Source organism: Anaerococcus vaginalis ATCC 51170, assembly GCF_000163295.1.
Lineage (GTDB): Bacteria > Bacillota > Clostridia > Tissierellales > Peptoniphilaceae > Anaerococcus > Anaerococcus vaginalis.
Genome location: NZ_GG700527.1, coordinates 813,724 through 840,268, shown reverse-complemented (window position 1 = coordinate 840,268; position 26,545 = coordinate 813,724). Strand labels below are relative to the sequence as shown.

At 26.7% G+C, this 26,545-nt stretch carries 21 protein-coding genes; 20 read left to right on the top strand and 1 reads right to left on the bottom strand.

Annotation, left to right across the window (positions count from 1 at the left end; all coding sequences use genetic code 11):
• Nucleotide 1 precedes the first annotated feature (1 nt).
• The 6 genes from HMPREF0078_RS04000 (at nt 2) to HMPREF0078_RS03975 (ending at nt 7,312) form a co-directional block, all read left to right on the top strand.
• Nucleotides 2-988, top strand: coding sequence for a ribose-phosphate diphosphokinase (locus tag HMPREF0078_RS04000; protein WP_004838834.1), 987 nt, complete (start codon nt 2-4; stop codon nt 986-988).
• Between the two features lie 2 nt (nt 989-990).
• Nucleotides 991-1,575 carry an aminoacyl-tRNA hydrolase gene (gene pth / locus HMPREF0078_RS03995; protein WP_004838833.1) on the top strand — a complete coding sequence of 195 codons (585 nt, stop codon included), beginning with the start codon at nt 991-993 and terminating at the stop codon, nt 1,573-1,575.
• On the top strand, nt 1,568-5,062 hold the full coding sequence (gene mfd, locus HMPREF0078_RS03990; RefSeq protein ID WP_004838832.1) for a transcription-repair coupling factor: 3,495 nt from the start codon (nt 1,568-1,570) through the stop codon (nt 5,060-5,062). Before pth ends, mfd begins: the two co-directional genes overlap by 8 nt.
• Nucleotides 5,059-6,078 (top strand): peptidylprolyl isomerase, encoded by a 1,020-nt coding sequence (locus tag HMPREF0078_RS03985; protein ID WP_004838831.1) that lies wholly within the window; start codon nt 5,059-5,061, stop codon nt 6,076-6,078. The genes mfd and HMPREF0078_RS03985 overlap by 4 nt, the downstream gene beginning before the upstream one ends.
• Entirely contained in the window at nt 6,041-6,943 is a 903-nt protein-coding gene (locus tag HMPREF0078_RS03980) for a SurA N-terminal domain-containing protein (protein ID WP_004838830.1), read from the top strand. Before HMPREF0078_RS03985 ends, HMPREF0078_RS03980 begins: the two co-directional genes overlap by 38 nt.
• An 87-nt stretch (nt 6,944-7,030) precedes the next feature.
• Entirely contained in the window at nt 7,031-7,312 is a 282-nt protein-coding gene (locus tag HMPREF0078_RS03975) for an HU family DNA-binding protein (RefSeq protein WP_004838829.1), read from the top strand.
• Between the two features lie 51 nt (nt 7,313-7,363).
• Here HMPREF0078_RS03975 and HMPREF0078_RS03970 read toward each other — a convergent pair whose 3' ends face one another.
• Nucleotides 7,364-9,112: an Rqc2 family fibronectin-binding protein gene (locus tag HMPREF0078_RS03970; protein ID WP_004838828.1), complete on the bottom strand. Its 1,749-nt coding sequence runs from the start codon at nt 9,110-9,112 to the stop codon at nt 7,364-7,366.
• Between the two features lie 98 nt (nt 9,113-9,210).
• Between HMPREF0078_RS03970 and gmk the strand changes: the two genes are divergently transcribed.
• The 14 genes from gmk to HMPREF0078_RS03900 all read left to right on the top strand — a co-directional run bounded on the left by gmk (nt 9,211) and on the right by HMPREF0078_RS03900 (nt 26,538).
• Nucleotides 9,211-9,807: a guanylate kinase gene (gene gmk / locus HMPREF0078_RS03965; protein WP_004838827.1), complete on the top strand. Its 597-nt coding sequence runs from the start codon at nt 9,211-9,213 to the stop codon at nt 9,805-9,807.
• 2 nt (nt 9,808-9,809) lie between these two features.
• Nucleotides 9,810-9,998, top strand: a complete 189-nt coding sequence (gene rpoZ / locus HMPREF0078_RS03960) for a DNA-directed RNA polymerase subunit omega (RefSeq protein WP_004838826.1) — start codon at nt 9,810-9,812, stop codon at nt 9,996-9,998.
• Complete coding sequence (gene coaBC / locus HMPREF0078_RS03955; RefSeq protein WP_004838825.1) at nt 9,991-11,163, top strand: bifunctional phosphopantothenoylcysteine decarboxylase/phosphopantothenate--cysteine ligase CoaBC; 1,173 nt, start codon at nt 9,991-9,993, stop codon at nt 11,161-11,163. The genes rpoZ and coaBC overlap by 8 nt, the downstream gene beginning before the upstream one ends.
• Before the next feature lie 8 nt (nt 11,164-11,171).
• Entirely contained in the window at nt 11,172-13,550 is a 2,379-nt protein-coding gene (priA, locus tag HMPREF0078_RS03950; RefSeq protein WP_039920508.1) for a primosomal protein N', read from the top strand.
• A 9-nt stretch (nt 13,551-13,559) separates the two neighbouring features.
• Nucleotides 13,560-14,675, top strand: a complete 1,116-nt coding sequence (ftsY, locus tag HMPREF0078_RS03945) for a signal recognition particle-docking protein FtsY (protein WP_004838823.1) — start codon at nt 13,560-13,562, stop codon at nt 14,673-14,675.
• Between the two features lie 133 nt (nt 14,676-14,808).
• A complete protein-coding gene (rpsB, locus tag HMPREF0078_RS03940; RefSeq protein WP_039920507.1) occupies nt 14,809-15,594 on the top strand; it encodes a 30S ribosomal protein S2 in 786 nt (261 codons plus the stop codon).
• Between the two features lie 10 nt (nt 15,595-15,604).
• Entirely contained in the window at nt 15,605-16,276 is a 672-nt protein-coding gene (gene tsf / locus HMPREF0078_RS03935) for a translation elongation factor Ts (protein ID WP_180362997.1), read from the top strand.
• A 181-nt stretch (nt 16,277-16,457) separates the two neighbouring features.
• Nucleotides 16,458-17,369, top strand: a complete 912-nt coding sequence (gene cysK / locus HMPREF0078_RS03930) for a cysteine synthase A (RefSeq protein WP_004838820.1) — start codon at nt 16,458-16,460, stop codon at nt 17,367-17,369.
• Nucleotide 17,370: 1 nt separating this feature from the next.
• Nucleotides 17,371-17,901: a serine O-acetyltransferase EpsC gene (gene epsC, locus HMPREF0078_RS03925; protein ID WP_004838819.1), complete on the top strand. Its 531-nt coding sequence runs from the start codon at nt 17,371-17,373 to the stop codon at nt 17,899-17,901.
• A gap of 76 nt (nt 17,902-17,977) precedes the next feature.
• Nucleotides 17,978-19,711 (top strand): ABC transporter ATP-binding protein, encoded by a 1,734-nt coding sequence (locus tag HMPREF0078_RS03920; RefSeq protein WP_004838818.1) that lies wholly within the window; start codon nt 17,978-17,980, stop codon nt 19,709-19,711.
• Nucleotides 19,704-21,443, top strand: a complete 1,740-nt coding sequence (locus HMPREF0078_RS03915; RefSeq protein WP_004838817.1) for an ABC transporter ATP-binding protein — start codon at nt 19,704-19,706, stop codon at nt 21,441-21,443. Before HMPREF0078_RS03920 ends, HMPREF0078_RS03915 begins: the two co-directional genes overlap by 8 nt.
• 84 nt (nt 21,444-21,527) lie before the next feature.
• Nucleotides 21,528-23,066, top strand: a complete 1,539-nt coding sequence (gene rny / locus HMPREF0078_RS03910) for a ribonuclease Y (RefSeq protein ID WP_039920506.1) — start codon at nt 21,528-21,530, stop codon at nt 23,064-23,066.
• A 167-nt stretch (nt 23,067-23,233) separates the two neighbouring features.
• Complete coding sequence (locus HMPREF0078_RS08890) at nt 23,234-25,084, top strand: glycoside hydrolase family 73 protein (protein WP_004838815.1); 1,851 nt, start codon at nt 23,234-23,236, stop codon at nt 25,082-25,084.
• Between the two features lie 458 nt (nt 25,085-25,542).
• Nucleotides 25,543-26,538, top strand: coding sequence for a tyrosine recombinase XerC (locus HMPREF0078_RS03900; protein ID WP_004838814.1), 996 nt, complete (start codon nt 25,543-25,545; stop codon nt 26,536-26,538).
• Nucleotides 26,539-26,545 lie beyond the last annotated feature (7 nt).

Below are 26,545 nucleotides of genomic sequence, written 5' to 3'. Positions count from 1 at the left end.
AATGAGTGAATGTTCAAGTTCATCACATATCAAAAGAGGCGATTTAGTAGTATTTGCAGGAAACTCTAATCCTGATTTGGCGGAAGCTGTTGCAAAATCATTGGGCATTAAATTGGGAGAAGTTGAAGTTAAAAAATTTGCAGATAGTGAAATTAATGTAAAAATTAACGAAGCTGTAAGAGGTAAAGACGTATATATTATTCAACCAACATCTTATCCAACTAATGATAATCTTATGGAATTATTAATTATGACAGATGCGTGTAAAAGAGCATCTGCAGGTTATGTAAATGTAGTAGTTCCTTATTATGGATATGCAAGACAAGATAGAAAAACTAGAGGAAGAGAACCAATTAGTGCTAAACTTGTGGCAAATCTTATAACTGTATCTGGGGCTGATAGAGTTATAACAATGGATCTTCATGCTGGTCAAATTCAAGGATATTTTGATATACCTCTTGATCACTTTACTGCTATTAGATTATTGTCATCTTATTTTAAAGAAAAAGCCTTTGACAATCCAGATGAATATGTAGTAGTAAGTCCTGATTTAGGAGGAGTAACTAGAGCTAGAAGCTTTGCAGATTATTTGAAATTAACAATAGCAATAATTGAAAAAAGACGACCAAGACCAAATGTTTCAGAAGTTATGAATGTAATTGGAGATTTTGAAGGTAAACATTGTATTTTAGTTGATGATATTATTGATACAGCTGGAACTATTTGCAATGCAGCAAATTATCTAAAAGAACACGGTGCAAAAGAAGTTTCAATTGCTGCAACTCACGGTGTTTTAAGTGGAAATGCTTGCGAAAATTTAGAAAATTCTTGCGTAAAAGAAGTAGTTATTACAGATACAATAAAATTACCTGAAGAAAAGAAAATTCAAAAAATCAAACAAATCTCAATAGCTCCTTTATTAGCTGAAGCTATAAATAGAATTAACACTTACGAATCAATAAGTGGTCTTTTTGAGGACGGTAAATAAAAATGTATTATATTGTAGGCTTGGGTAATCCTGGTATACAGTATGAGAACACAAGACATAACGCTGGCTTTATAACTATTGATTATTTAGCTAGAAAATATAGTATTGATGTAAGAAAAATTAAATTTAAATCTTTAATTGGCCAGGGAGTAATTTCTGGCCAAAAAGTTATGCTTGTAAAGCCTCAAACTTATATGAATAATTCAGGAGAAGCTATTAGAGAAATATATAAATATTTTGATTTTGACCATGATAAACTCATAGTTATTTATGATGATATAGATATTGATTTTGGAAGTATTAGAATAAGAAAAAAAGGTTCAGCTGGAACTCATAATGGAATGAAGTCAATTATTTACAATCTAGAATTTGATGATTTTCCAAGAATAAAAGTTGCAGTTGGAAAGAAACCTTCATATATGGATTTGGCTAATTTTGTATTAAGTGGATTTTCAAAACAAGAAGTTAAAATCATTGAAGAAGAAGTAAAGTTTGCAAGCGATGCTATAGAGATGATTTTAGAAGAAGGTATAGAAAAAACCATGAGTATGTTTAATTCAAAAAGGCTAGTTGAAGATAATGAATAGCCTTATTAATGAAATTTATAATATTAGTCAAGTTAATGAAATAATTGGAAATTATAAAAAATTATCTCCAATATTTTTACATGGACTAACTGATGAGAGCAAAGCTCATATTTTTCAAACTCTATTTACTTATACTGGGAAAACATTAATTATTATTTGCGAGAATGAAAAAAAAGCAAAGTTAATGTGTGAAGATATTAATTCTTTGCAAGATGATTCTTGTATGTATTTTCCATCAACTGAAATCAACTACTATAATATTAAAAATTTAGAAAATAATAATGAAATAAATCGAATTGAAGTTTTAACAAAGCTTATTAATCAGGATAAATTTATAATTACTACTACTTTAGATGCATTAAGAAATAAATTAACTCCAAGAAAAATTTTTAAAGATAAGTCATTTAAAATTGATATTGATAGTGAATTAGATTTAAGAGAGGTAAAAAAATCTTTTATAGAATTAAATTATGATTTTACAAAATTAGTTGAGTCAAAAGGAGAATTTTCTATTAGAGGCTCAATAATAGATTTTTGGCCTATAGAATATGATAATCCTATAAGAATAGAATTATTTGATACAGAAATAGATTCAATGAGATTTTTTGATAAAGACACTCAAAGATCTCTTGAAAATATTGATGAAATAATAATTAGACCAACAAAAGAGTTAATTTATGATAAAAATGATTATCAGAAAATAATTGAATTAATAAAAAAAGATATAAAAAATATATCAGATTCAAGTAATTTTACAAAATTAAAAGATAAATATAACCAAATAATTTCTTATCTCAGTGATAGTTTATATATCGCAAATGAAGATTTAATTACTCCCTATAGAAATGAAAATTTTGATGACTTTTTTGATTATTTAGATAAAGATTCAATATTTCTTTTTCAAGATTTAAATAGGTCAATTGACAATTTTTCACAAGATAAGGAAAAATCAGATCTAGATTTTACAAATCAGTTAGAAAATGAGGAAATATTTCCATCATTTAAAAATATTAAAATAGATATAAATAAAATTTTTACTAATATCAAATCTTATCCTATAATAAATTCTTCAAGTTTATTAAAAAACAATAATATAATAAAAGCAAAAAAAATTATTGAATTAAAATCTATTGAGCAAGAAAATTTTAATAAAAATATTGAAAATTTCATTTTTAATATTAATTCTTTAATTAAAAATAATGAAAAAGCTATTATTTTTGCATCTGATAAAAAATCTCTAGAAAGTATAAAAGAAATTTTTAATGAAAATAATATTGGAAATTTTTCTATTGGTCTAGATTCTGATTTAAATAATACTAATATAATCTTAACTGAAAATTCTTTATCAAGAGGTTATATTTTCACTGACAAAAAAATAAATGTATATTCTCATAGGGATATTTTTGGTAAAGATAAATTTAAGAATAAAAAAACAAGAAAGAAACAAGTAAGCGCTAAAGATATAATTAATTATTCTGATATAGAAATTGGCGATTATGTAGTTCATGAAAATAATGGTATTGGTATATATAAAGGAATATCTAAAATTGAAGTAAATAATACCAAAAAAGATTATTTTGTAATTGAATACAAGGGAAATGATAAAGTATTTGTTCCTGTTGACCAAATGGGTTTAGTTAGTAAATATATTGGTAACAAAGGGGACAAGCCAAAAATTTCATCACTTGGAAGTAATCAATGGAAAAAAGCTAAACAAAGAGCAAAAAAAGCTGTAGATGAAATAGCAGATGATTTGGTAGAACTTTACGCAAAAAGATCAAAAGCCAAGGGACATGCTTTTAGTGAAGATACAACTTGGCAAAAAGAATTTGAAGATTCTTTTATTTATGAAGAAACGGATAGCCAAGTAAGATCTATTAATGAAATTAAAGATGATATGGAAAATATCAAACCAATGGATAGACTTCTTTGTGGAGATGTTGGTTATGGAAAAACTGAAGTAGCTTTAAGAGCTGCATTTAAAGCAATAATGGACGGCTATCAAGTTTGTTTTTTAGTACCAACTACAATTCTTGCAAGTCAACATTATTCTACAATGAAAGAAAGGTTTAAAGATTATCCTGTCGAGTGTGCTTTATTATCTAGATTTGTAAGTAAAAAAGAACAAGATAAAAATATAAAAAATTTAAAATCAGGTAAAATTGATATTATTGTAGGAACTCATAGGTTACTATCAAATGATATAAAATTTAAAAATCTTGGCTTGTTAATTATAGATGAAGAGCAAAGATTTGGTGTAAGACATAAAGACAAACTAAAAAAATTAAAAGAAAATATTGATGTTTTAACTTTGTCTGCTACGCCAATTCCAAGAACCTTACAATTATCATTAACTGGGATAAGGGATATGTCAACTTTGGATGAACCTCCAGAAAGAAGACTTCCTGTAAATACTTACGTATTAGAATATGATTCATCAATTATAAAAAGAGCTATCGAAAAAGAGCTTGATAGGGATGGGCAAGTATATTTTGTCTATAATAGAGTTTATAATATCGAAAAAATTTACAATGAACTTGTTGAATTAATACCAGATGCAAATATTGCTATCGCTCATGGGCAAATGTCTGCAAAAAATCTTGAAAAAATAATGGAAGATTTTGTGAATGGGGATATTGATATACTTCTTGCCACAACAATCATTGAAACTGGTATGGATATACAAAATGTAAACACAATTATAGTTTATGATTCTGACATGATGGGACTTAGTCAACTTTATCAATTGAAAGGACGAATAGGTCGATCATCTAGGTCTTCTTATGCTTATTTTACTTATGCCAAAGGAAAAGTTTTAACTGAAATAGGTGAAAAAAGATTAAAATCAATTAAAGATTTTTCTGACTTTGGCAGTGGTTATAAAATTGCTATGAGAGATTTAGAACTTAGGGGCGCAGGAAATATTTTAGGTGAAAGCCAAAGTGGGCAAGTAGAAGCTATTGGATATGACTTATATGTTAAATTCTTGCAACAAGCTGTTAATAAAGCAAGCGGAAAAGAATTTAAATCTAGCGATTTAAATGACGTATATATTGACTTGAAAGTGGATGCTTATATTCCAGAATCTTATATAGAAGATCAAGGACAAAAAATAGAAATGTACACTAGAATATCAAGAATTGAAACTTTGGAAGACTATAGTTTTCTTGTTGAAGATTTGATTGATAGGTATGGAGATATTCCATTAATGGTTGACAATATAATGTACGTATCATTGGTAAAATCCCTTGCTGATAAATTAGGTTTTGATGAAATTAGAGAAGTAAAAAATGAAATAATAATATCTTATGACGATAGAAATAAATTTACTTTTGAGCAATTATCTCAAATTAATGAAAATTATCACGGAGAACTTTCATTTGACCTTTCACAAAATCCAGCTTTTAAATTACCAAATAAAAATACAAAACTGTTAGACTGTTACGAATTATTAAAAGTTATTAAAAATGTTAAGGAGAAAAAATGAACAAAAGACTTATAGCCTTAGTTTTAGCAACAAGTTTTGCATTAAGTGCTTGTGCTAATGATGGAGCAAAAGACAAAAAAGACAACGGATCAAATGAAACTCAAACTTCAGAAAGTGCAAAAGGAGAAAAATTACCAGATGATGCAGTAGCATTAGTTGGTGGCGAAAAAATCACAAAAGATTCTTATAAAGATGAAATGAGTTTTTATTCTGCAATGCTTGCAAGCAGACAACAATTAAAACCTTCAATTGTTCAAATGCTAGTTCAAGACAAACTTATAGCAGATGATATGAAAAAAAATAATGTAAAAGTTGATGATAAAGCTCTTGATGACAAATTTTTACAATATGTTCAACAATTTGGTGGACAAGAAAAATTTGATAAAATGCTTGAAGATTATAATATGAGCAGTGATAAATTTAAAGAAACAATTAAAAAAGATGAAATTTATCAAAAACACAGAGCTTGGTTTGAAGAAAAAAATCCAGTAGATGAAAAACAAATTAAAAAATATTACGAAGAAAACAAAGATACTCTATCTCAAGTTAAAGCAAGCCATATTTTAGTAGCTGATGAAGCAACAGCAAAACAAGTAAAAGAAAAACTAGATAATGGAGAAGATTTTGCAAAACTTGCAAAAGAATATTCAAAAGATACTGCTAATGCAGAAAAAGGTGGAGATTTAGGATACTTTACTAAAGATAAAATGGTTAAAGAATTTGCAGATAAAGCTTTTTCTATGAAAAAAGATGAAGTTTCTGATCCTGTTAAAACTTCTTATGGATACCATATAATAAAAGTTACAGATAAAAAAGATTCTCCAGAAGCATTAAAAGATGAAATTTCTAAAACTTTAAATGATAAAAAATATTCTGATTACCTAACAGACCTATTTAACAAAGCAAAAGTAGTAACAGAAGATGGTCCTCAAAAGAAGGAAACAAAAAAAGAATCAAAAACATCTGATAATAAAAAAGATGAAAATAATAAAGAAAATTCCAATAGCAATAATTAGTATTTCTTTAATTTTACTAAGTTCTTGTTCAAAAAAATTTGATAAGGACAAGTATGTAGCTGTTGTTAATGATGAAGGAATAAGCAAAGAATTATTTGAAAAAGAATTAAGTTATTATCAAAAATTTTATTTAAAAAAATATGGGGATAAATTCTTAGATTCTAAATCTAAAAAGGGAGATTCTAATTATAAAAAATTAGAATCTGAACTTTTAGATTCTTTGATTATGGATCAAGCTATGCTTAATGATTTGAAAAAAAACGGAATCAAAGTAACAAAAAATGATTCTCAAGAAATAATCGATAAAATAAGCCAAGAAATTTCATCAAAGGATTCACTAATTGAAAATGTAAAGTCATTTGGTGTTACAGAAGATGAATTTGAAGAAATTTCATATCAAGATTCAATTAGAAAAAAACACTATGATTATTTTTTAAACAATAATAAGGTTAAAGATTCTAAAATTTTAAAATATTATGAAGATAATAAAAATCTCCATAAAAAATATAAGTATGATTGCTTGATTTTTGATGATAAAAAAGAAGCTATAAAAATAAGGTCTAATATTAAAAATTCTGATGATTTTAAAAATCATCTTAAAAATAAAGTTAGAAATTATGATATTTATAGGTCTGAGTTCGTTTATAATGATGATAATTTGCTTAAAGAATCATCACTAACCAAGGCAAGCGAAATAAGTAATGTATTCAAATACAAAGATTCATACATAATTTTAATGGTTAATTCAATAAATAATAACAAAAAAAGTCTTTTGCTTGATGCAAAAGAATTATATTTAAGAAACGAATATAATAATTATTTGAAAAATCTTATAAAAAATTCAAATATCAAGCTTTTTATTTGAAAAACGCTTGAAATAAATAAAATATATATGTATAATCTTACTTAGAGTTAAGCAGAATAGATTAAGATTGATTTATAAGGAGGATATATGAATAAATCAGAATTATTAGTTAATATCTCAGAAAAAAGTGGACTTAAAAAAGTAGAAGCTGAAAGAGCATTAAATGCTTTCATCGAAACTGTAACAGAATCTCTTAAAAAAGAAGAAAAAGTTCAACTTGTAGGATTTGGTACTTTTGAAACTAGAGACAGAAAAGCTAGAGAAGGAAGAAATCCTAGAAAACCTGATGAAGTTATCAAAATCCCAGCTTCAAAAGCTCCAGTATTTAAAGCTGGTAAAACTCTTAAAGAAGCAGTTAACAATAAATAATAATTCAATTTTATATGTTAAAAGCCCAGATTTTTTTCTGGGCTTTTTAATTTATTTTATTTTTTCATATAAGTTTTTTGGATTCTCATCCATATTTACGGTTACCGTTTTGAAATTTTCATAATAAACCATACCAGGTTTAGCTCCCTTTGCCTTGTTCACATTCTTTTTTTCTGTGTAGTCAACGTCAACTTTATTTGATTTAGCTTGTGATGAGTTTGATGCAGCAAGATAGGAGGCTATTTTTATATCATTTTCATTTAATAAATTGGTTTTTAAAATAACGTGACTTCCTGGAGCATTTCTTACGTGGAAAAAATAATCATTTTTATTTGCAAGTTTTAAAGTAATATAGTCATTTTGTCTTGAATTTTTTCCAACATATATATTACTATTATCCACAGTTTTAAACTGCATAGGTTTTGATTTGGCTTTAGTTTTTTTCTTATTTCTACTCGTATTTTTAATTATTTTATTTTCAATTAGTTCTTCTTTTATCTCATCTAAATCACTTATGCTCTCGCTTCTTTCAACAAAATCAGATACTTGATTTAAATACTCTAATAAGTCATTTTGCTTTGGAAGATCATCTTTTGCAAAATCTATGGAATTTTTAATTTTTTTGTATCTTTTATAGTAACTATCAACATTCTCCCATGGATTTTTTCTAGAGTCTAGGCTTATTTTTATATCTTTATTGTTATTATAAAAATCTTTTAAAATTATTTCTTTATAGCCTTTGTTTAATTTATTTACATTTGCTGCTAGTAAATCGCCTTTCATTCTTATAGAATCCATATTTTTTTCTTTGCTTAGATTTTTATTTAAAATATCTATTTTTTTATTAACTAATTTAATTTGGCTATTTATTTTTCTTAATAAATTATTTTTAATTTGTCTAAGTCTATCATTGGATTTGTTTGATTCATAAAAATTTTCAATAGCATTACTCATAGAATTGCATAATATTTTTTCAAACCCAAGACCAGATAAATCAAAGGAATAAAATTCCTTATATTTTCTACTATTTTTATATAAAACTGGGCTGTAGGTATTATTAATTAATGAATTTCTAAGTTCATATAGATTATCATTAAGCAATTGTTTTTCATCTTCACTTACAAGTCCCCAATTTATTCTAGGATCAATATTTGATTTGTATATTAACTCTTTAGAAATTGTAGGGGAGAATCCTAAATAATTTTCATATAAAAGTTTTTCTGGATTTTGATTATCTGCTATGTTTTTATCTAATTTTAAAATATCAAGTGAAAAATCTGATTCTAAAATGTTAATTTTATTGCTTTCTATAAATTTATATTCTAGACTTGGCAAGATTTCTCTAACTGATGACATTTTAAAATTTACTCTTTTAATCGAATCTATTATTTTATAATTTTCATCTGTTAGTATTATATTGGAATATTTTCCCATTATTTCTACTATTAATTTATTTGAAATATCAAAACCCATTTCATCAACTGAAGATATATGAAAAATAATGACCCTATCCATTTTGTATTGTTCAATTTCAACAATTTTACTTTGATTTAAATATTTTCTTAAAACCATACAAAAATTTGGTGGACTTATAGGATTTTCATATTTTTTTTCCGTAATATGAACTCTTGCCTCATTATTATTTGCGCTTAATAATAATTTGTAGCTTTTTCCAACCGAATATATATTTAAAACAATATCATTTTTGGAAGGTTGGCTGATTTTTTGGATTTTTCCTCCAAGCAATAATTTTTTTATTTCAAAAGTTATGGCTTTTGTTACTAAACCATCATAACTCATTAAATCACCTCTTTAATTTTTATATTTATATTATATCAGAATAATATACTTGAACTAAATTTTTGCATAATGTAAAATAGTAGTAATAAGGAGGCACGATGAAAAAAGGATTTTTATTAGTAATATCTGGACCTTCAGGTGTAGGTAAAGGAACAGTATTGCATGACCTTATGAATACACAAAAAAACTTAGTTTATTCAGTTTCTGTGACTACTAGGAAACAAAGACCTGGGGAAATAGAAGGAGTAAGCTATTTTTTTAAGAGTCATGAAGAATTTGAAAAAATGATTGAAGAAGATAAATTTTTGGAATATGCTAAAGTTCACGATAATTATTACGGTACACCTAAAGACTTTGTCGAAGAAAAAATCAATGAAGGTAAGATAGTAATTTTAGAAATAGATGTTCAAGGAGCATTAAATGTTAAGAAAAATATTGATAATGGAGTTTATATTTTTCTGGCGCCTCCTAGCCTTAGCGAACTAAAAAATAGAATTGTTAATAGAGGAACTGAAACTGAAAGTGACATCAACCTAAGGATGCATAATGCAAGAAAAGAATTATCATATATAAAAGATTATGATTACTTGGTTGTAAATGATCATTTGAATTCTGCTATAAATTTAGTAAATGAAATTATTAATGCAGAAAAACATAAAGTTTTTAGAGAAGAAATAGATTTTGAAAAGGAGTAAATATGAATAATCCATCTTTTAAAGAATTATCAGAAATAAGTTCAAGTAGGTACGAAATTTGCATGATGGCTGCAAAAAGAGCAAGAAGAATTGTAAATGGTTCAGATTTATTGACTAAAGAAGTAGAAGATAAACCTGTAACTCAAGCTTTACATGAAATAATGGAAGGAAAAGTAGAAAAAAATGATTAAGGGTAAAAATATTCTCCTAGGTGTTAGTGGGGGAATAGCCGCTTATAAAGTTTTAGATCTTTGCTCAAGATTAAAAAAAGAAGGAGCAAACTTAAAAATTATTATGACAAAGGCTGCTTGTGAATTTGTTAGTCCTTTGTCTTTTGAAACTATGGGAAAATGTCTTGTCTATTCTGATATGTTTGAAGGAAGTCATGAGAAGGTTCATCACATTGAGCTTCCAAAATGGGCAGATGTTTTTTTGGTTGCGCCATTAAGTGCAAATACGCTTGCTAAAATGACTTATGGCATTGCAGATAATATGCTTACAGCCTCACTTTTAGCTTGTGATAAAGACATAATTGTAGCTCCTACTATGAATACAAATATGTTAAATAATAAGGCAACTCAAAATAATCTTAAAACAATTAAAGAAAGAGGAGTACATATAATTAATCCAAATTCAGGACTTCTTGCTTGCGATACAAGAGGAGATGGAAGAATGGAAGAACCTGTAAATATTGTAAGATACCTTGATTATTATTTTACAAAAAAAGATTTAAAAGGGAAAAAAATTATTGTTTCTGCTGGACCAACTGTAGAGCCAATTGATTATGTAAGATTTATAACAAATAAATCCAGTGGTAAAATGGGATATAATATAGCCATAGAAGCTTTTAAAAGAGGCGCTGATGTTAAATTAGTATCTGGTCCCGTAAATCCTATTAAGACAAATGGAATTGATAAAATTAATATTAGAACTAATTTAGAATTAAAAGAAGCAATTGATAAAGAATTTGATGATTGCGATGCCTTAATTATGTCAGCTGCTCCTACAGATTATAAAGTTAGAGAAGTAAGCGATAAAAAAATTAAAAAAAATGGCGATAATTTAAATCTAGAATTGATTGAAAATATTGATATATTAAAATATTTTGGAAATAAAAAAGATAAACAAGTTTTAATTGGTTTTGCTGCAGAAACAGATGACCTTATAAAAAATGCAAAAATAAAATTGGAGTCAAAAAAAGCCGATTATATTATAGCCAATGATTTGAAAAAGAAGGGTGCAGGTTTTGATGTAGATACAAATATTGCATCAATTCTTTCAAAGGATAAGGTTGAAAAACTTGATATAATGACAAAAAAAGAATTAGCTAATAAAATTTTGGATCTTTTGGTTTAGGTGATAATTTGTATTGTTATGTAATACTTGATAGTAAAAGTAGATTTTTGGATAAATCTTTTACTTATCACATACCTGATAAATTTAAAAATAAAATAAAAAAAGGGATGAGGGTTATTGTCCCATTTGGCAAAGGCAATAAGAATACTATTGCCTTTGTTTACGATATAGTGGAAAATTTGAATGAAAACTTTGAAATAAAAGATATTGTAGATATTATTGATTCAAAAAATCTCGTAGATGATGAATTAATTAATTTAGCTTTTTTTATGAATAAAAGGTATCTTTCTCCTTTAAGAGCTTGTATAAAACAAGTCTTACCACCTGGAAATATTAAAGAAATCAAAGAATATTTTTATAAAACAAAAAATTTAGATAAAAAGGATAAGCTATATAAAATTTTAAAAGAAAAAAAATCTTTGGAAGATTTAATTAATAATTATGGGTTAGATATAGATACTTTAAGAAAATATAAAAAAGATAAACTAATAGATTCTTATTTTGACATTAATTCAAATCAAAATATTAATTATAAATACTTACTTAGTCTATCTGAAAATTATAAGGAAATCAAAATTCCAAAAAATGCCAAAAAACAAATAGAAATTATTAATTATCTCAAAAATAATAAAAATTCAGATTATAAAGATGTATTAAGTAAGACAAGCTCAAGTAAAAGTTCTTTAGATTCTCTTGTTAAAAAAAATATTGTAAAAATTGAAAAAATAGAAGTAAATGAATTTTTGGTTAAAGAAATAAAAAATTATGGCAAATTTTCATTAAATAACGAGCAAGGTCAAGCCTTTAATAAAATTATAAAAAATCCTAATGATTCTTATTTATTAAAAGGGGTTACTGGCAGTGGAAAAACTGAAGTTTTTTTACAAATTGTAGAAGAAAATTTAAAAAAAGGAAAAGATTCAATAATTCTTGTTCCGGAAATATCATTAACTCCCCAAACTATAGAAAGATTTCAAGGAAGATTTAAACAAAAAATTGCTATAATGCACTCAAGACTAAGTCAAAAAGAAAGATTTCAACAGTGGAGAATGATTAAAAATGGAGAAGTTAAAATCGTTGTAGGCGCAAGAAGTGCAATTTTTGCTCCATTTAAAAATCTTGGTCTAATTATAATTGATGAAGAACACGACAAAAGTTATATTTCTTCCCAAGATCCAAAATTTCATACTGATGAGTTGGCCTTATTTAGAAAAAAATACAACAAGGCAACTTTAATATTTGCATCAGCCACTCCATCTATTAAAACTATGACTAAAGCTCTAGATGGAGACTATAAATTACTTGAATTAAAAAATAGAGTAAATGGAAAACTTCCAAAAGTAAATATTGTTGATATGAGAGAAGAATTGAAAAGTTCAAATTATTCAATGATAAGCTCTTTACTATATGAAAAAATTAAAGAAAAACTAAAAAATAAAGAACAAACAATTTTATTTTTGAATAAAATAGGACATAATTCTTTTACTTTCTGCAGGCAGTGTGGATACGTGATAAAGTGTGAAGCATGTGATGTTTCTATGACCTACCACAAAAATGTATCCAAATTAGTATGTCATTATTGTGGAAGAACAAAAAACCAACCTCATATTTGTCCTTCTTGTGGCTCAAATAAAATTAAAGAATTTGGTGCTGGGACTGAAAAATTGGAAGAAGAAATTAAAGCATTATTTCCAAAAGCAAATATCATAAGAATGGATTCAATGACAGCAAAAAATAAAAAAACTTATGAAAAAATGTATAAGAATATGAAAGAAAATAAAGTTGATATTCTTATTGGGACACAAATGATAGCAAAAGGTCTTGATTTTGAAAATGTAACCTTAGTTGGAATTATTAGTGCTGATTTATCTTTAAATATTAATGATTACACAGCTTACGAAACAAGTTTTGAACTATTAACCCAAGTTTCAGGAAGAGCAGGAAGATCAGATAAAAAAGGTGAAGTGATAATACAAACCTATAGACCAGATAATTTTGTAATAAATGCAGCAAGTAAAAATGATTATGAAAGATTTTATAAATATGAGATAGAAGCAAGAAAAGCTTTCGATTATCCACCATTTGTAAATTTGATTACTATTAAAGTATTAAACAAGTCGAGAATAAAATGCATAGACATATCAAAAAAAATAAAATATTATCTTGATTTAGAATATGAAAAAGATTTGGATGTTAAAATAATAGGGCCAAATCCATGCAAAATTTCTCGTATAAATAATAAATATAGATATAATATAATTATTAAAACGAATGAGAAAAAATTAGAAAAAATATCTGATTTTCTTACAAGACTTAAAAATTACTTTATAAGTAAAAGCAAAGACACAAGCATACTGATTGCACTAAATCCAAGTGATATAAATTAAGGAGAAAAAATGTTTGATTTTTTTAAGAAAAAAAAGAATGATGAAGAAGAAAATAGCAAAAAAAATCTATCAGATGAAAATAATTTAGAAAAAAGCGAAGAAAATGAAAAAATACAAGAAAGCGGATTTGAAGAAACTACAACTATAGAAGAAAATTTTCAAAATGAAAATTTTAAACAATTACAAAATGATGATACCGAAGAAGAATTAGGATTTTTTACTAAATTATCAAAGGGTTTATCAAAAACAAGAGAGCAATTTTCCTCAAAACTTAAAAACTTATTTACAGCAAATGTAAAAATTGATGATGACTTATATGATGAATTAGAAGAAATTTTAATATCAGCAGATATTGGTATGAAATCTACCATTGAAATAGTTGACCAATTAAAATATGAAATTAAAGAAAAATCAGTTAAAAATGCTGATGAAATTTTTCCTTTGCTAAAAGAAATTATGGAAAAAAAATTAGATGAAAAAAATCTTGAAAATAATTTAAATATTTCAAAAGATAAGCTAACAGTAATTTTAGTTATAGGGGTTAATGGAGTTGGTAAAACAACTACTATAGGAAAACTTGCAAATAACTTGAAAAAAGATGGATACAAAGTGACTTTAGCAGCTGCCGATACATTTAGGGCAGCAGCAATTGAGCAACTTGATTTGTGGGCAAAACAATCAAATACACAAATGATTGCTCACAAAGAAGGTTCAGATCCATCAGCAGTAATTTTTGATGCAATTCAAGCAGCAAAAGCAAATAAGTCTGATGTCTTGATTTGTGACACAGCAGGAAGACTTCACAACAAAAAAAATCTTATGAATGAATTAGAAAAAATAAATAGAACAATTTCAACTCATGCTAATAATGCTAATAGAGAAAATTTATTAGTTTTGGATGCAACTACAGGACAAAATGCGATAAGTCAGCTTAGGGAGTTTAAAAATGTTTGCGATATTACAGGATTGATTTTAACCAAACTAGATGGAACTGCAAAAGGCGGTGTGATTTTCCCATTACAAGTTGAACTTGAAGTACCTGTTAAGTATATTGGTGTAGGAGAAGGAATAAATAATTTAGAAAAATTTGATTCTAAATCATTTGTTGAAGCAATGTTCGAATAAACTTGTAATATATTATAATTTATGGTATATTACATAAGTACTATGCACATCTTTGGATAGATTTACGTTGCTAATTTAATTAGTTTAAAATCTAGAAGAAAAGGATGGAAGAAAATAAACGGAGGTAAGATATATGTCAATAGTATCAATGAAAAAATTATTAGAAGCTGGTGTACATTTTGGACACCAAACAAGAAGATGGAACCCAAAAATGAAAAAATTCATCTTCACAGAAAGAAATGGAATCTATATTATAGATTTAGCAAAAACTGCAAATCAAATTGAAAAAGCTTACGAAACAATTAGAGATATTGCTAGTGAAGGTGGAACAGTTTTATTTGTAGGAACAAAAAAACAAGCTCAAGATTCAATTGAACAAGAAGCTAAAAGATGTGGTCAATATTATGTATCTAACAGATGGTTAGGTGGTATGTTGACAAACTTTAACACAATTAGAAATAGTGTAAACAAACTTAAAAAATATGAAACAATGGAAGAAGATGGAACATTTGATCTTTTACCAAAAAAAGAAGTTCTACAATACAACAAAGAAATGGATAAATTAGAAAAAAATCTTGGTGGAATCAAAGATATGGAAGATTTACCAGATGTATTATTTGTTGTAGATCCATCAAATGAACAAATAGCAGTTCACGAAGCTAGAATCTTAGGTATTCCAGTTATTTCAATTGTAGATACAAACTGTGATCCAGATGTAGTAGATATTGCTATTCCTGGAAATGACGATGCTATAAGAGCTGTAAAACTTATTACTTCTTTAATGGCTGATGCTGTAATAGAAGGAAATCAAGGTAGTGAATTCGCAGTAAGCGAAGAAGACTTTGAAGAAAGTGATGAAGAAGAAACAGAAGCAGAAGATTTAGAAGAAGACGATCAAGAAGAATCTATTGAGGAATAATTAGGAGGATATCATGGCAGTAAGTGCAAAATTAGTAAAAGAATTAAGAGAAAAAACTGGCGCTGGAATGATGGATTGTAAAAAAGCTTTAACTGAAACTGATGGTAATATAGATGATGCTATAAAGCTATTAAAAGAAAAAGGACAAGCTACTTTAGATAAAAAAGCTGATAGAATTGCTGCTGAAGGAATTATTGGTTCATACATTCACAACGATAAAATTGGTGTAATAGTTGAAATCAATACTGAAACAGATTTTTCAGCAAATACAGACACAGTTAAAGAATTTGCAAAAAATATAGCTATGCATATAGCTGCTTTAAATCCACTATACATTTCAGAAGAAGACGCTGATGAAAAAGATGTAGCAGAACAAAAAGAAATATTAATTAAACAAGCTATGAATGAAGCTAATCCAAATATGCCTGAAGACAAAAAAGAGATGATTGCTCACAAAAAAGTTGAAGGTAGACTTAAAAAATATTTCAAAGATGTATGCTTAATGGATCAACAATATATCAAAAATCCAGATCTTACAATAGAACAATATCTAAGAGATACTGCAAATAATGTAGGAGAAAACATCAAAATCAGAAGATTTGCTAGATTTGAAGTTGGCGAAGGTTTAGAGAAAAAAGAAGAAGATTTCGCTAAAGAAGTTCAAAGCCAAATGAATGCTTAATAATTAAATTATAGAGAAAGCCTTTTGGCTTTCTTTTTTTACAAAGAATCCATAGTAATTTACTATGATTTTTTCTTAATCGATTGAAAGATTATTTTTTTACTATATAATATTAACAATTGAAAAAATTAAATGATTTTTAAATTTTAAATTATTATAAAAAAATTTGAAAGGAGAATAAATGAAAATCTATAATAACGCAAAAGAAATAATTGGAAATACTCCATTATTAAAATTAGATTCCTTAAAAAAAGAAGGCAGAGCAGATATTTATGTAAAAGTTGAAAAAAATAATATAGCAGGCTCTATCAAAGATAGAATAGCTTTGTATATGATAGAAGAAGCAGAAAAAAGTGGCAAACTTAAAAAAGGAGATACTATCGTAGAGCCAACAAGCGGAAATACAGGCGTTGCTCTTGCCGCCCTTGCTGCTGCAAAAGGATATAAATGTATATTAACTATGCCAAGCTCAATGAGTATAGAACGATCAAAACTTGCTGAGGCATACGGAGCTGAAGTAATAAGGACAACAGAAAATGGTCTTCAAGGTTCGGTTGATAAGGCTATAGAATTATCAAAAAAAGATGGATATTTTATGCCAGACCAATTCTCAAATCCTGCTAATATAAAGGCTCATTACGAAACAACTGGTGTAGAAATTTTAAATGAAATATCTCCAGATGCTTTTATTGCTGGAGTTGGAACTGGTGGAACTGTAACAGGAGTTGGCAAAAGATTAAAAGAAAATAATGAAAATGTAAAGATTTTTGCAATTGAGCCAGCAGAAAGTCCTTTATTATCAGGCGGTAAAGCATCAGGTCATAAAATTCAAGGAATAGGTGGAAACTTTATTCCTAAGAATTTAGATTTTGATTTAATAGATGGCATTGTTGATATTAAAGGCGATGATGCTATAAAAATGTCTAGATATTTAGCCAAAAATGAAGCTTTAGCTGTTGGAATTTCTTCAGGAGCTAATGTATGTGGTGCAATAGAAATTGCTGACAAACTAGGCGAAGGTAAAAAGATTGTTACTGTTTTGCCAGATACAGGCGAAAGATATTTATCAACAGAATTATATAATGTAGATTAATATGACTTTTGAAGAATATAAAGATGAATTAGTTAAGGCGGCTTTGGAGAAAGATCCTGCTTTAACTAAGGCAGAAGATGCTTTGAGATTTTCTCCGGGAATTAAAGCTTTATTAGCTCATTTTGAGGCACACAAATTATATTTACAAGGAGAATTTTCTAAGGCAAATGAGATTAGTCAAAAAGCTAGAACAGAAACTGGCATTGAAATCCATCCTGGTGCTAAGATTGGAAGAAGATGCTATATAGATCATGGAATGGGTGTTGTAATCGGAGAAACTGCTGAAGTTGGCGATGATGTATTAATGTATCATGGCGTTACCTTAGGTGGTTTGAAAAATGCAAGAGTAAAAAGACATCCAACTGTTGGTAATAATGTTTTAATTGGAGCAGGTGCAATTTTATTGGGAAATATCACCATAGGTAATTTTTGTAAAATTGGTGCAAATTCTGTAGTTTTAGATGATGTGCCAGATGATTGTACTGCAGTAGGAGCTCCAGCTAAGATTATAAAACATAAACATAATAAATAATAAAAGGGCTGTTATTTAATTTTAAATTATTAACAAATATTTTAAAATTAGCAGCTCTTTAATTTTAAGAGGTAGTATGTACAAAAAATTTAAATGGTTTATTAAGTATTATAAAAAATATTATATTATAGGAGTTATATTTTTATTATTAAGTGATATTGTTTCACTATTTTTGCCATATATTATTGGAAAATTAATTGATTTAATATACAACAATTCAATTGATTTAAATAATTTTATTAAAATTATATCCTTTACTATATTTGTGGTTATTTTAAAATATTTTTTGGCTATGGGTTGGTCTTATAATGTTTTTAAGGCTAGTGGAAGCATAGAATATTTAGCAAGAAATAAGTTAATGAGAAAATTTTTAAACCAATCTCAAGAATTTTTCGAAAAAAATTCTACAGGATCTCTTATGGGAAAATCTACCAATGATATTTCCCAAATATCAATAATGGCAGGTTATGGAACTTTAGCACTAATAGATGCTACAATTCTTCCTTTTAGTATAATTTTGGTTATGATTTTTACTATCGATTTAAGACTTACTTTGCTTTCTATTTTACCACTACCTTTTATTGCTATTATCTATTTTAAAATAGGGGATAAGATTTACGATAAGTCAAAAAAAGTAAATCAATCCTTTGATAGGTTAAATGATAGTGTTTTGGAAGATGCAGAAGGTATAAGGCTTATTAGGGTTTTCAATATAGTTGAAAATAGGAGGAAAATATTTTATAAAAATGCTGATGAATTAGCTACAAACAATATAATTCTTGCAAAATATCAAGCACTTTTAGCTCCTGTAGAAAGAATTATAACTTCACTTACTTTTATTATAGCAATAGGATTTGGCTCATATTTAATGAGTTTAGGAAAAATTTCTATAGGTCAAATTGTTTCTTTTACCTATTATTTAAATATGCTAGTTTGGCCAATGTATGCGCTAGGAGATTTTATAAATTTAAAAGAGCAAGCAAGCGCTGCTATGGATAGGATAGATGAAACTTTAAATTATAAAGAGGAAATAAAAAATACAGATAATAAAAAAAGCGTCAATTTACCATTGGATATAAAATTTGATAATCATAATTTTAAATATCCAAGTTCAAAAGAAAATATATTAAACGAAATAAACTTATCTATAAAAAATTCTAAATCTTTGGGAATTTTAGGAAAAACTTCATCAGGCAAAACTACCCTGATTAAACAAATTTTAGACTTATATAAGGTTGATAAATCTGATATATATTTTAATGATGATATTTCATCAGATATTTCTTTTAAAAGTTTTAAGGAAAATCTTGGGTATGTTCCACAAGAAAATATGATTTTTTCAGATACATTAAGAAATAATATATTATTTGCAAAAGAAGATGCAAGTGAAGAAGAGTTGAATTTGGCAATAGAAATAGCAGATTTTAAAAAAGATATAGCTGATTTTCCTGAAGGTCTTGAAACTATTACTGGAGAAAAAGGAGTTTCGTTATCAGGTGGACAAAAACAAAGATTGTCTATTGCTAGGGCTGTATTAAAAAATCCAGAAATTTTAATTCTAGATGATGCTATGAGTGCTGTTGATGCTAATACCGAAAAAAATATTATTACGAATTTAAATAAATATAGGAGTAATAAAACAACAATTATAGTAGCTCATAGGATAAGCCAAGTGCAAAATTGTGATGAAATTATTGTTTTAGAAGATGGAAAAATTGTTGAAAAAGGAAACCATTATGAGCTAATGAAAAATGACAAATGGTATAAAAAACAATATGAAAATCAAATTTTAGGTGATATGTATGATTAAGGCAAATGAAAAGAAAAATTATAATAAATTAAAAACTTACGCATTAGATGAAAAAAAGTCTTTGCTTATTGGATTTATTTTTTCTTTTTTTCGAACTATACTTGAAATAATCGGACCTATGATTATTGCTTTTATAATAAATGATGTATTAAAATCTAAGCTTACACCACAAAGCTACAAAAAAATTGCAATACTATTATTTATATATTTTATCGTTTTTATATTGTCAGGAATTTTATTAAACAGGTCTAGAGTTAATTTTCAAATTGCAGCTAATAAAATTGCATCAAAAGTACAAAAAGATGTTTATGATAAGGTATCAACTTTTCCAATTTCCTATTTTGATAATCTTCCATCAGGAAAAATCGCATCAAGAATAACCAATGATACAAATAAATTAAAAACAATGTTTCAACTATTGTTTTCTGATATTATAAATTCCTTAATATTAATTATTGGTCTATATATAACACTTTTATTTACTGATACAATAGCAGCTTTAATGCTTTTGATACTCATGCCCATTGTGTATTTGATATTTAAAACTTATTTAAATAAAACTTATGCATATACAAAAGATATAAAAATCTATACAGCAGATGTTAATGCAAAAATTAATGAATATATTCAAAATATGGAAATCATTCAAGTTTTTAATAGAGAAAATTATATTTTCAAAAAATTTGATAAGATAAATAGAAAAATATACGATTTGAATATTAAATTATCCAAATTAAGATCTTATTCAGGTTATAGAGCTATGGATATTATTCAATTTTTAGCTATAATAATCGTGCTTATTTATTTTGGAATTGGCTCAATTACAAATATATATTTTGTAACAATAGGTTCTTTATATATGGCAATAGACTATACAACTAAAATCTTCAACAATATCAATACAATAATTATGAGATTTGGAGATGTCGAGGATGCTCTAAGCTCAGCAAATCACATTTTTGAACTTTTAGAAATGAAATCGATGGAAAAATTAGAAAATAAAAAAATAAATTTAGAAAATGACATTAATTTTGATGATATTTATTTTTCTTATGATAATGAAGACGTAATAAAAGGAATTTCATTTGAAGTTAAAAACGGAACATCTGTTGCTTTTGTTGGGCAAACAGGTTCGGGCAAATCAACTTTGATAAATCTGCTTTTAAATTTTTATTCCCCAAGAAAAGGAAAAATATATATAGGAAATACCAACATTAATAAAATAAATAGAGATTTATTGAGAAAAGATATGGCAGTTGTTTTGCAAGATGCTTTTTTATTTAAGGCTAGCATAAAAGATAATATTAGCTTGGGAGAAGATTTTACAGATAGAGAAGTTATAGAATCATTAAAAAAGGTTGGTGGACAAAAATTATTAAAACGTGGCATTGACAGCAAAGTTTTAGAAAATGGATCTAATTTAAGCCAAGGAGAAAAACAACTCATATCTTTTGCAAGAGCTTATATAAGAGATCCTAAAATTTTAATTTTAGATGAAGCGACATCAAATATAGATACGGAAACCGAAAAAATAATTCAAGAAGGCATAAATGAATTAAAAAAAGACAGAACAACTTTTATAGTTGCTCATAGATTATCAACAATAAAAAATGTAGATAAAATTATTGTCCTATCACACGGCAAAATATTAGAAAGCGGTAATCACGAACAATTAATTCAAAATAATGGAGAATACAAAAAAATGTATCTAAAGCAAATGAAAGAAAAATAAATTTAGAAAAACTTTTTCGTATAAATATAGATTTATGATATAATTATTTATAGGATGAAAATCCTAATTACAGGAGGTGATAAAATGAATTTTAATCAAATTATTCTATCTGTCGCCTTCATTATATTAGCTTTTTTTATAGGCTATCTTTGTAGAAAAAAAATAGGTGAATCAAAAATTTCTTCTGCAGAAGAATTATCTGCAAGAATTATTGATGAAGCAAATAGAGATGCCGAATCTCTAAAAAAAGATGCGCTAATAAGTGCTAAAGATGAGATTTCTAAACGCAAAAAAGAAAGCGAGCAAGAAATTAACAAAAAAAATAATGAACTTGCTACAAAAGAAGGTCATCTTTTAAAAAAGGAAGAGAGTCTAGACAAAAGATCCTTATTATTAGATAAGAAATCTGATGAAATCTCTAGTGACCAAAAAAAGTTAAAACAAAAAGAAGACAGAATTGAGAAACTTATCGAAGAACAAGAGTTGAAGTTACAAGATATTGCCGGACTTACAACAAGTGAGGCCAAAGATATTTTACTTCAAAGCTTAAAGAATGATGTTGTTCATGAACAAGCTAAAATCATTAAAGAGTTTGAAGAAAAAACAAAAAATGAAAGTAAAAAATTAGCTTCAGAAATTCTAGCAACAACAATTCAAAGATATGCGGCTGATGAAGTAGCAGAAAGCACAGTTACAGTAGTATCATTGCCAAACGACGAAATGAAAGGTCGCATAATTGGAAGAGAAGGTAGAAATATCAGAGCTTTTGAACAATTATCAGGAACAGATATGATAATTGATGATACACCAGAAGCTGTAGTAATATCTGCATTCGAACCAATCAGAAGAGAAATAGCTAAAGTAGCATTGGAAAGATTAATACTTGATGGAAGAATAAATCCATCAAGAATTGAAGAAATGCTAATGAAAGCAGAAGATGAAGTTGAACAAAGAATAATTGAAGATGGACAAAGAGCAATTGAAGAAGTGGGAATACACAATCTTCATCCTCAACTTGTAAGACTTGTAGGAAAACTTAAATTTAGAACTTCTTATGGACAAAATGTTTTAAAGCATTCCATAGAAGTTGCAAAAATCGCTGGAATGTTAGCTCAAGAACTAGGACTTGACGACAAAGATGCTAAAAGAGGAGGACTATTACATGATTTAGGAAAGGCCATAGATCATGAAGTAGAAGGAACTCATATATCAATAGGAGTCGAAGCTGCCAAAAAATATGGCGAAAATAAAAATGTAATTAATTGTATTGAATCCCATCATGGAGATGTAGAAGCTAATTGCATAGCTGCAATCCTAGTACAAGCATCAGATACAATTTCAGCAGCAAGACCTGGAGCAAGGAGAGAAAGCTTAGAAAATTATATTAAAAGACTAGAAAACTTAGAAGAAATTGCTAATTCATTTGATGGTATAGAAAAAACTTTCGCCGTTCAAGCAGGAAGAGAACTTAGGGTAATGATAAAGCCTGAAAAAATATCAGATGATCAAATGGTTGTAATTGCTAGAGAGATTGCACAAAAAATCGAAAATGAATTAGAATATCCTGGTCAAATAAAAGTTAATGTAATTAGAGAATCAAAAGCAATAGAATATGCTAAATAAAATTTAAAGAGAGGAGAAATCCTCTCTTTTTATTTGCTTTTAAATATATATTACAAATCCAAAACTTTTTCTAAAAATATTACAAATATATTGAATTTTAAACTAAATATTGACAATTATTACAAAACAATATATTATTATAGTAATAACAATACAAGGAGTTTTAAATGAAACAAAATAGTAACAAGAATATAACAAAAATTACAAGTGGAGCATTAGTTTTATTACTTGCTAGTGGTGGATTGTTTTCTAATTCTTCTGCTAAAGATCTTGAATCCACTAATGTTGAAAAGGTTATAGTTGATAAAAAACTTGACTTAGAAGAAAAAGACAAAATCAAGGAAAATGAATCTATACAAGAATCAGAAAAAAATGAAGAAGTTGAAAACACTGATAAAAACATTGAAGAAGTTTTAAATAATCAAAATGAAGATAAATCTGAGGAAAATTCAACTATCCAAACTCTTGTAGATAATATAGAAGATGATCAAACAAATACTGTAGAATCAGAAAAAGAAACTTTGGAGGAAAATCTTAATGAAGTTAAAAATCCTGAAGTTTCAGAAAATAATATAGAAAATTCTAAAAATGAAAATGAAAAAGTTGAAAATGTTGAAGATGTAAAAGAAGAAACTGAAGAAACTGATGAAGATAAGCTTATAGTAGATGAAAAAGACAATATTCAAGAAGAAAATATTGATAATGTAAAAGAAAATTTACCTGAAAATCCTATAAATGATAAAAAGGATGAAGAGCCTATTAGGGAAAAAGCTGAAGAAAATAAGGCTGTTGATAATAAAATAGAAACTTCTGAAAAAGAATTAATAAAAGAAGAAAAGTCTGTTATTGAGCAAAAAGAAGAAAAAAATTCTAATGAAGCTTTACAAGTAGCACCTGTAATTAAAAAGGTTGCTGTAAAAAGTCCTGCATTAAAAGCTGCGCCTAAAGCTGTTTCTTACCAAAATAAATCTTCTAATAATGGAAAATATATAAATAACTACAATAATAGAAAAGAATTTCTTGCTATGCTTGCAAGCCATTCAAGTCTTGCTAAAGAATATAATATTTTCCCGGAAGTAATGATGGGACAAGCTATCCTTGAATCAGGATGGGGAGAATCTACACTTGCAAAATATAGTAAGAATTTATTTGGAGTAAAAGTTCCTAATTCTGAAAAAGGAAAAGGTAAAGGTCACGTTTACCTAACTAACGAAGAAATTAACGGTAAAAATATAAAAATAAAAGACGAGTTTAGAAAATTTGATACTTACGAACAAAGTATTAGACAATACCTAAGCTTACTAAGTGGTAGATATTATAGCAGTTTTGGTGTTACTAAAGCTAAAGATTATAAAGAACAACTAAGATTAATTAAAAAAGCTGGATATGCAACAGCTAGTAATTATGTTGATGCTGTTTTGAATGTAATTACTAGAAATAATTTATCTGCATTAGCTAATCAATATTTAAATTCAAATACAACAAGAGCTAATAATTCTGCTGCAAAACCAAATAACGCAAAGAAAAACTCTAATACTTTAGCATCTAATACATCTAATAAAAATATAAGTACAATTAAAACCGACAAAAAGGCTAACGCAAATAGCAAGCAAAGTCAAAGAGTTGCTAAAGCTACACAAAAACCAAGTGTTAAAGTTGCCGATACTAAATCAACTACAAATCCACAAAATATTCTTGCATCATCTACTAAATCTAAAAAACTTTCAAGCGATAGCAAAAATATTATTGTAGCTTCAACAGCTAACGCAGTAAAAAAACCGGTTGAAAATATTCAGGCAAATAATAATGTAGAAAATAATGAAACTAAAAAATCTAGCCCAATAAATAATAGAAAGAAATCACAAACTACAGATAATAATGTAAGTGCAACAACAAATACTACTTACAGCAACAGTAGTTCAAAAAATGTAAAAACTGGAATAGGTTCACTAAGTTCTATTTTAACCACACTTTCTGCAGCAAGTTTTGCTCTAATAGCATCTAAGAAAAGAAAATAATTATTTAAATTTTGGATAAAGAAAAATTCTTTATCCAATTTTTTTATTTATATATTTTTTCAAATTATACTGTAATGAATTGTTTAAATCGATTTAAAATTAAATCAATACTCAAAATATAAAAATTCGATTTTTATTATTTATTTAGGAGTAGAATTGTATTAGCAAAAATATAAAATCGCTTAAAACGCAAAATACGACGTCTGATTTTTTAGAAATTTAATATATTTTTAAAATTTGTTGTAATGATTTATGAGTCAACTATAAAGCTGCTGTTTTTATATATAATTTTATATCTGAAAAGTTTTTTACTAAAATATTTGAACTAAAAAACTTTGTTAGTGTATAGGCTTTTTAATTCTAAAATCATTGCACAAAATTATTATTTTGTGCAATGATTGATATTTTTATTTTTTTCTGCTATAATGAGCTTAGCAAGAAATATTTAGGAGTTTTTTATGACTAAAATAAAGTCCCCTTTAATTTTAAAAGATTATCTTTCCTACTTAAAATCTATTAGAGCCTTATCTGAAAAAACTATTAGCGAATATCATTACGACCTTATTAATTTTATTTCTTATCAAATATTAAGAAAGGTTTATTTTGATGATAAGGAAAAATTTGATTATGATTTAAAAAAATCAAATATTGATTCTAATAAAATTTTCAATCAAGCTTTTATTAACGATATTAATATTCAGGATATGTATTCTTATATATCTTATTTGGATAATGAATTAAACGATAATACTTCTACAAGGTCAAGAAAAATTTCTGCCTTGCGTTCTTTTTATAAATATTTACATCAAGAAATTGAAATTATTGATAATAATATAACAGAAAAATTAAGAAATCCAAAAATTCAAAAAAGACAACCTGTCTACCTCACTTTAAGCGAAACAGAACACTTACTTGAAATTGTTAGTCAAGAAAAAAATGAATTTCTAAAAAATAGAGATATGGCTATAGTTTTCACTTTTTTAACAACAGGCATGCGTCTTTCCGAACTTGTTAGTGTGGATTTAAAAGATATTAAAGATGATCATTTTTCAATTATTGGTAAAGGTAATAAAGAAAGAACTATATACCTAACTAAAAATTGCATAGATTTAATTAAAAATTATATAAAGATTAGGAAAAAATATTTAAAAGACAAAAAAATTGACGCTTTGTTTATATCTACTAGAAAACAAAGAATTTCAAACAGAGCTGTTCAATCAACTGTTGAAAAATATTTAGAAAAAGCAGGTTTTGATACAAAAATCTATTCTACTCACAAACTAAGACATACAGCAGCGACTTTGATGTATAAGTATGGAAACGTGGATATAAGAGCCTTAAAAGATGTATTAGGACACGAAAGTGTATCTACTACTCAAATTTACACCCACTTGGATGATGAAGATTTGAAAAAGGCAGTAAACAAAAATCCTTTATCAAATTTAAAAATATAAAAAAATT

Excerpts from the sequence above, each read along its gene's own strand:
- HMPREF0078_RS04000 (WP_004838834.1), top strand. The coding sequence starts at position 2 with ATGAGTGAATGTTCAAGTTCATCACATATCAAAAGAGGCGATTTAGTA.
- pth (WP_004838833.1), top strand. The coding sequence starts at position 991 with ATGTATTATATTGTAGGCTTGGGTAATCCTGGTATACAGTATGAGAAC.
- HMPREF0078_RS03900 (WP_004838814.1), top strand. The coding sequence starts at position 25,543 with ATGACTAAAATAAAGTCCCCTTTAATTTTAAAAGATTATCTTTCCTAC.
- mfd (WP_004838832.1), top strand. The coding sequence starts at position 1,568 with ATGAATAGCCTTATTAATGAAATTTATAATATTAGTCAAGTTAATGAA.
- HMPREF0078_RS08890 (WP_004838815.1), top strand. The coding sequence starts at position 23,234 with ATGAAACAAAATAGTAACAAGAATATAACAAAAATTACAAGTGGAGCA.
- rpsB (WP_039920507.1), top strand. The coding sequence starts at position 14,809 with ATGTCAATAGTATCAATGAAAAAATTATTAGAAGCTGGTGTACATTTT.
- gmk (WP_004838827.1), top strand. The coding sequence starts at position 9,211 with ATGAAAAAAGGATTTTTATTAGTAATATCTGGACCTTCAGGTGTAGGT.
- HMPREF0078_RS03980 (WP_004838830.1), top strand. The coding sequence starts at position 6,041 with ATGAAAATAATAAAGAAAATTCCAATAGCAATAATTAGTATTTCTTTA.
- rny (WP_039920506.1), top strand. The coding sequence starts at position 21,528 with ATGAATTTTAATCAAATTATTCTATCTGTCGCCTTCATTATATTAGCT.
- coaBC (WP_004838825.1), top strand. The coding sequence starts at position 9,991 with ATGATTAAGGGTAAAAATATTCTCCTAGGTGTTAGTGGGGGAATAGCC.
- ftsY (WP_004838823.1), top strand. The coding sequence starts at position 13,560 with ATGTTTGATTTTTTTAAGAAAAAAAAGAATGATGAAGAAGAAAATAGC.
- HMPREF0078_RS03975 (WP_004838829.1), top strand. The coding sequence starts at position 7,031 with ATGAATAAATCAGAATTATTAGTTAATATCTCAGAAAAAAGTGGACTT.
- epsC (WP_004838819.1), top strand. The coding sequence starts at position 17,371 with ATGACTTTTGAAGAATATAAAGATGAATTAGTTAAGGCGGCTTTGGAG.
- HMPREF0078_RS03985 (WP_004838831.1), top strand. The coding sequence starts at position 5,059 with ATGAACAAAAGACTTATAGCCTTAGTTTTAGCAACAAGTTTTGCATTA.
- HMPREF0078_RS03915 (WP_004838817.1), top strand. The coding sequence starts at position 19,704 with ATGATTAAGGCAAATGAAAAGAAAAATTATAATAAATTAAAAACTTAC.
- HMPREF0078_RS03970 (WP_004838828.1), bottom strand. The coding sequence starts at position 9,112 with ATGAGTTATGATGGTTTAGTAACAAAAGCCATAACTTTTGAAATAAAA.
- rpoZ (WP_004838826.1), top strand. The coding sequence starts at position 9,810 with ATGAATAATCCATCTTTTAAAGAATTATCAGAAATAAGTTCAAGTAGG.
- cysK (WP_004838820.1), top strand. The coding sequence starts at position 16,458 with ATGAAAATCTATAATAACGCAAAAGAAATAATTGGAAATACTCCATTA.
- HMPREF0078_RS03920 (WP_004838818.1), top strand. The coding sequence starts at position 17,978 with ATGTACAAAAAATTTAAATGGTTTATTAAGTATTATAAAAAATATTAT.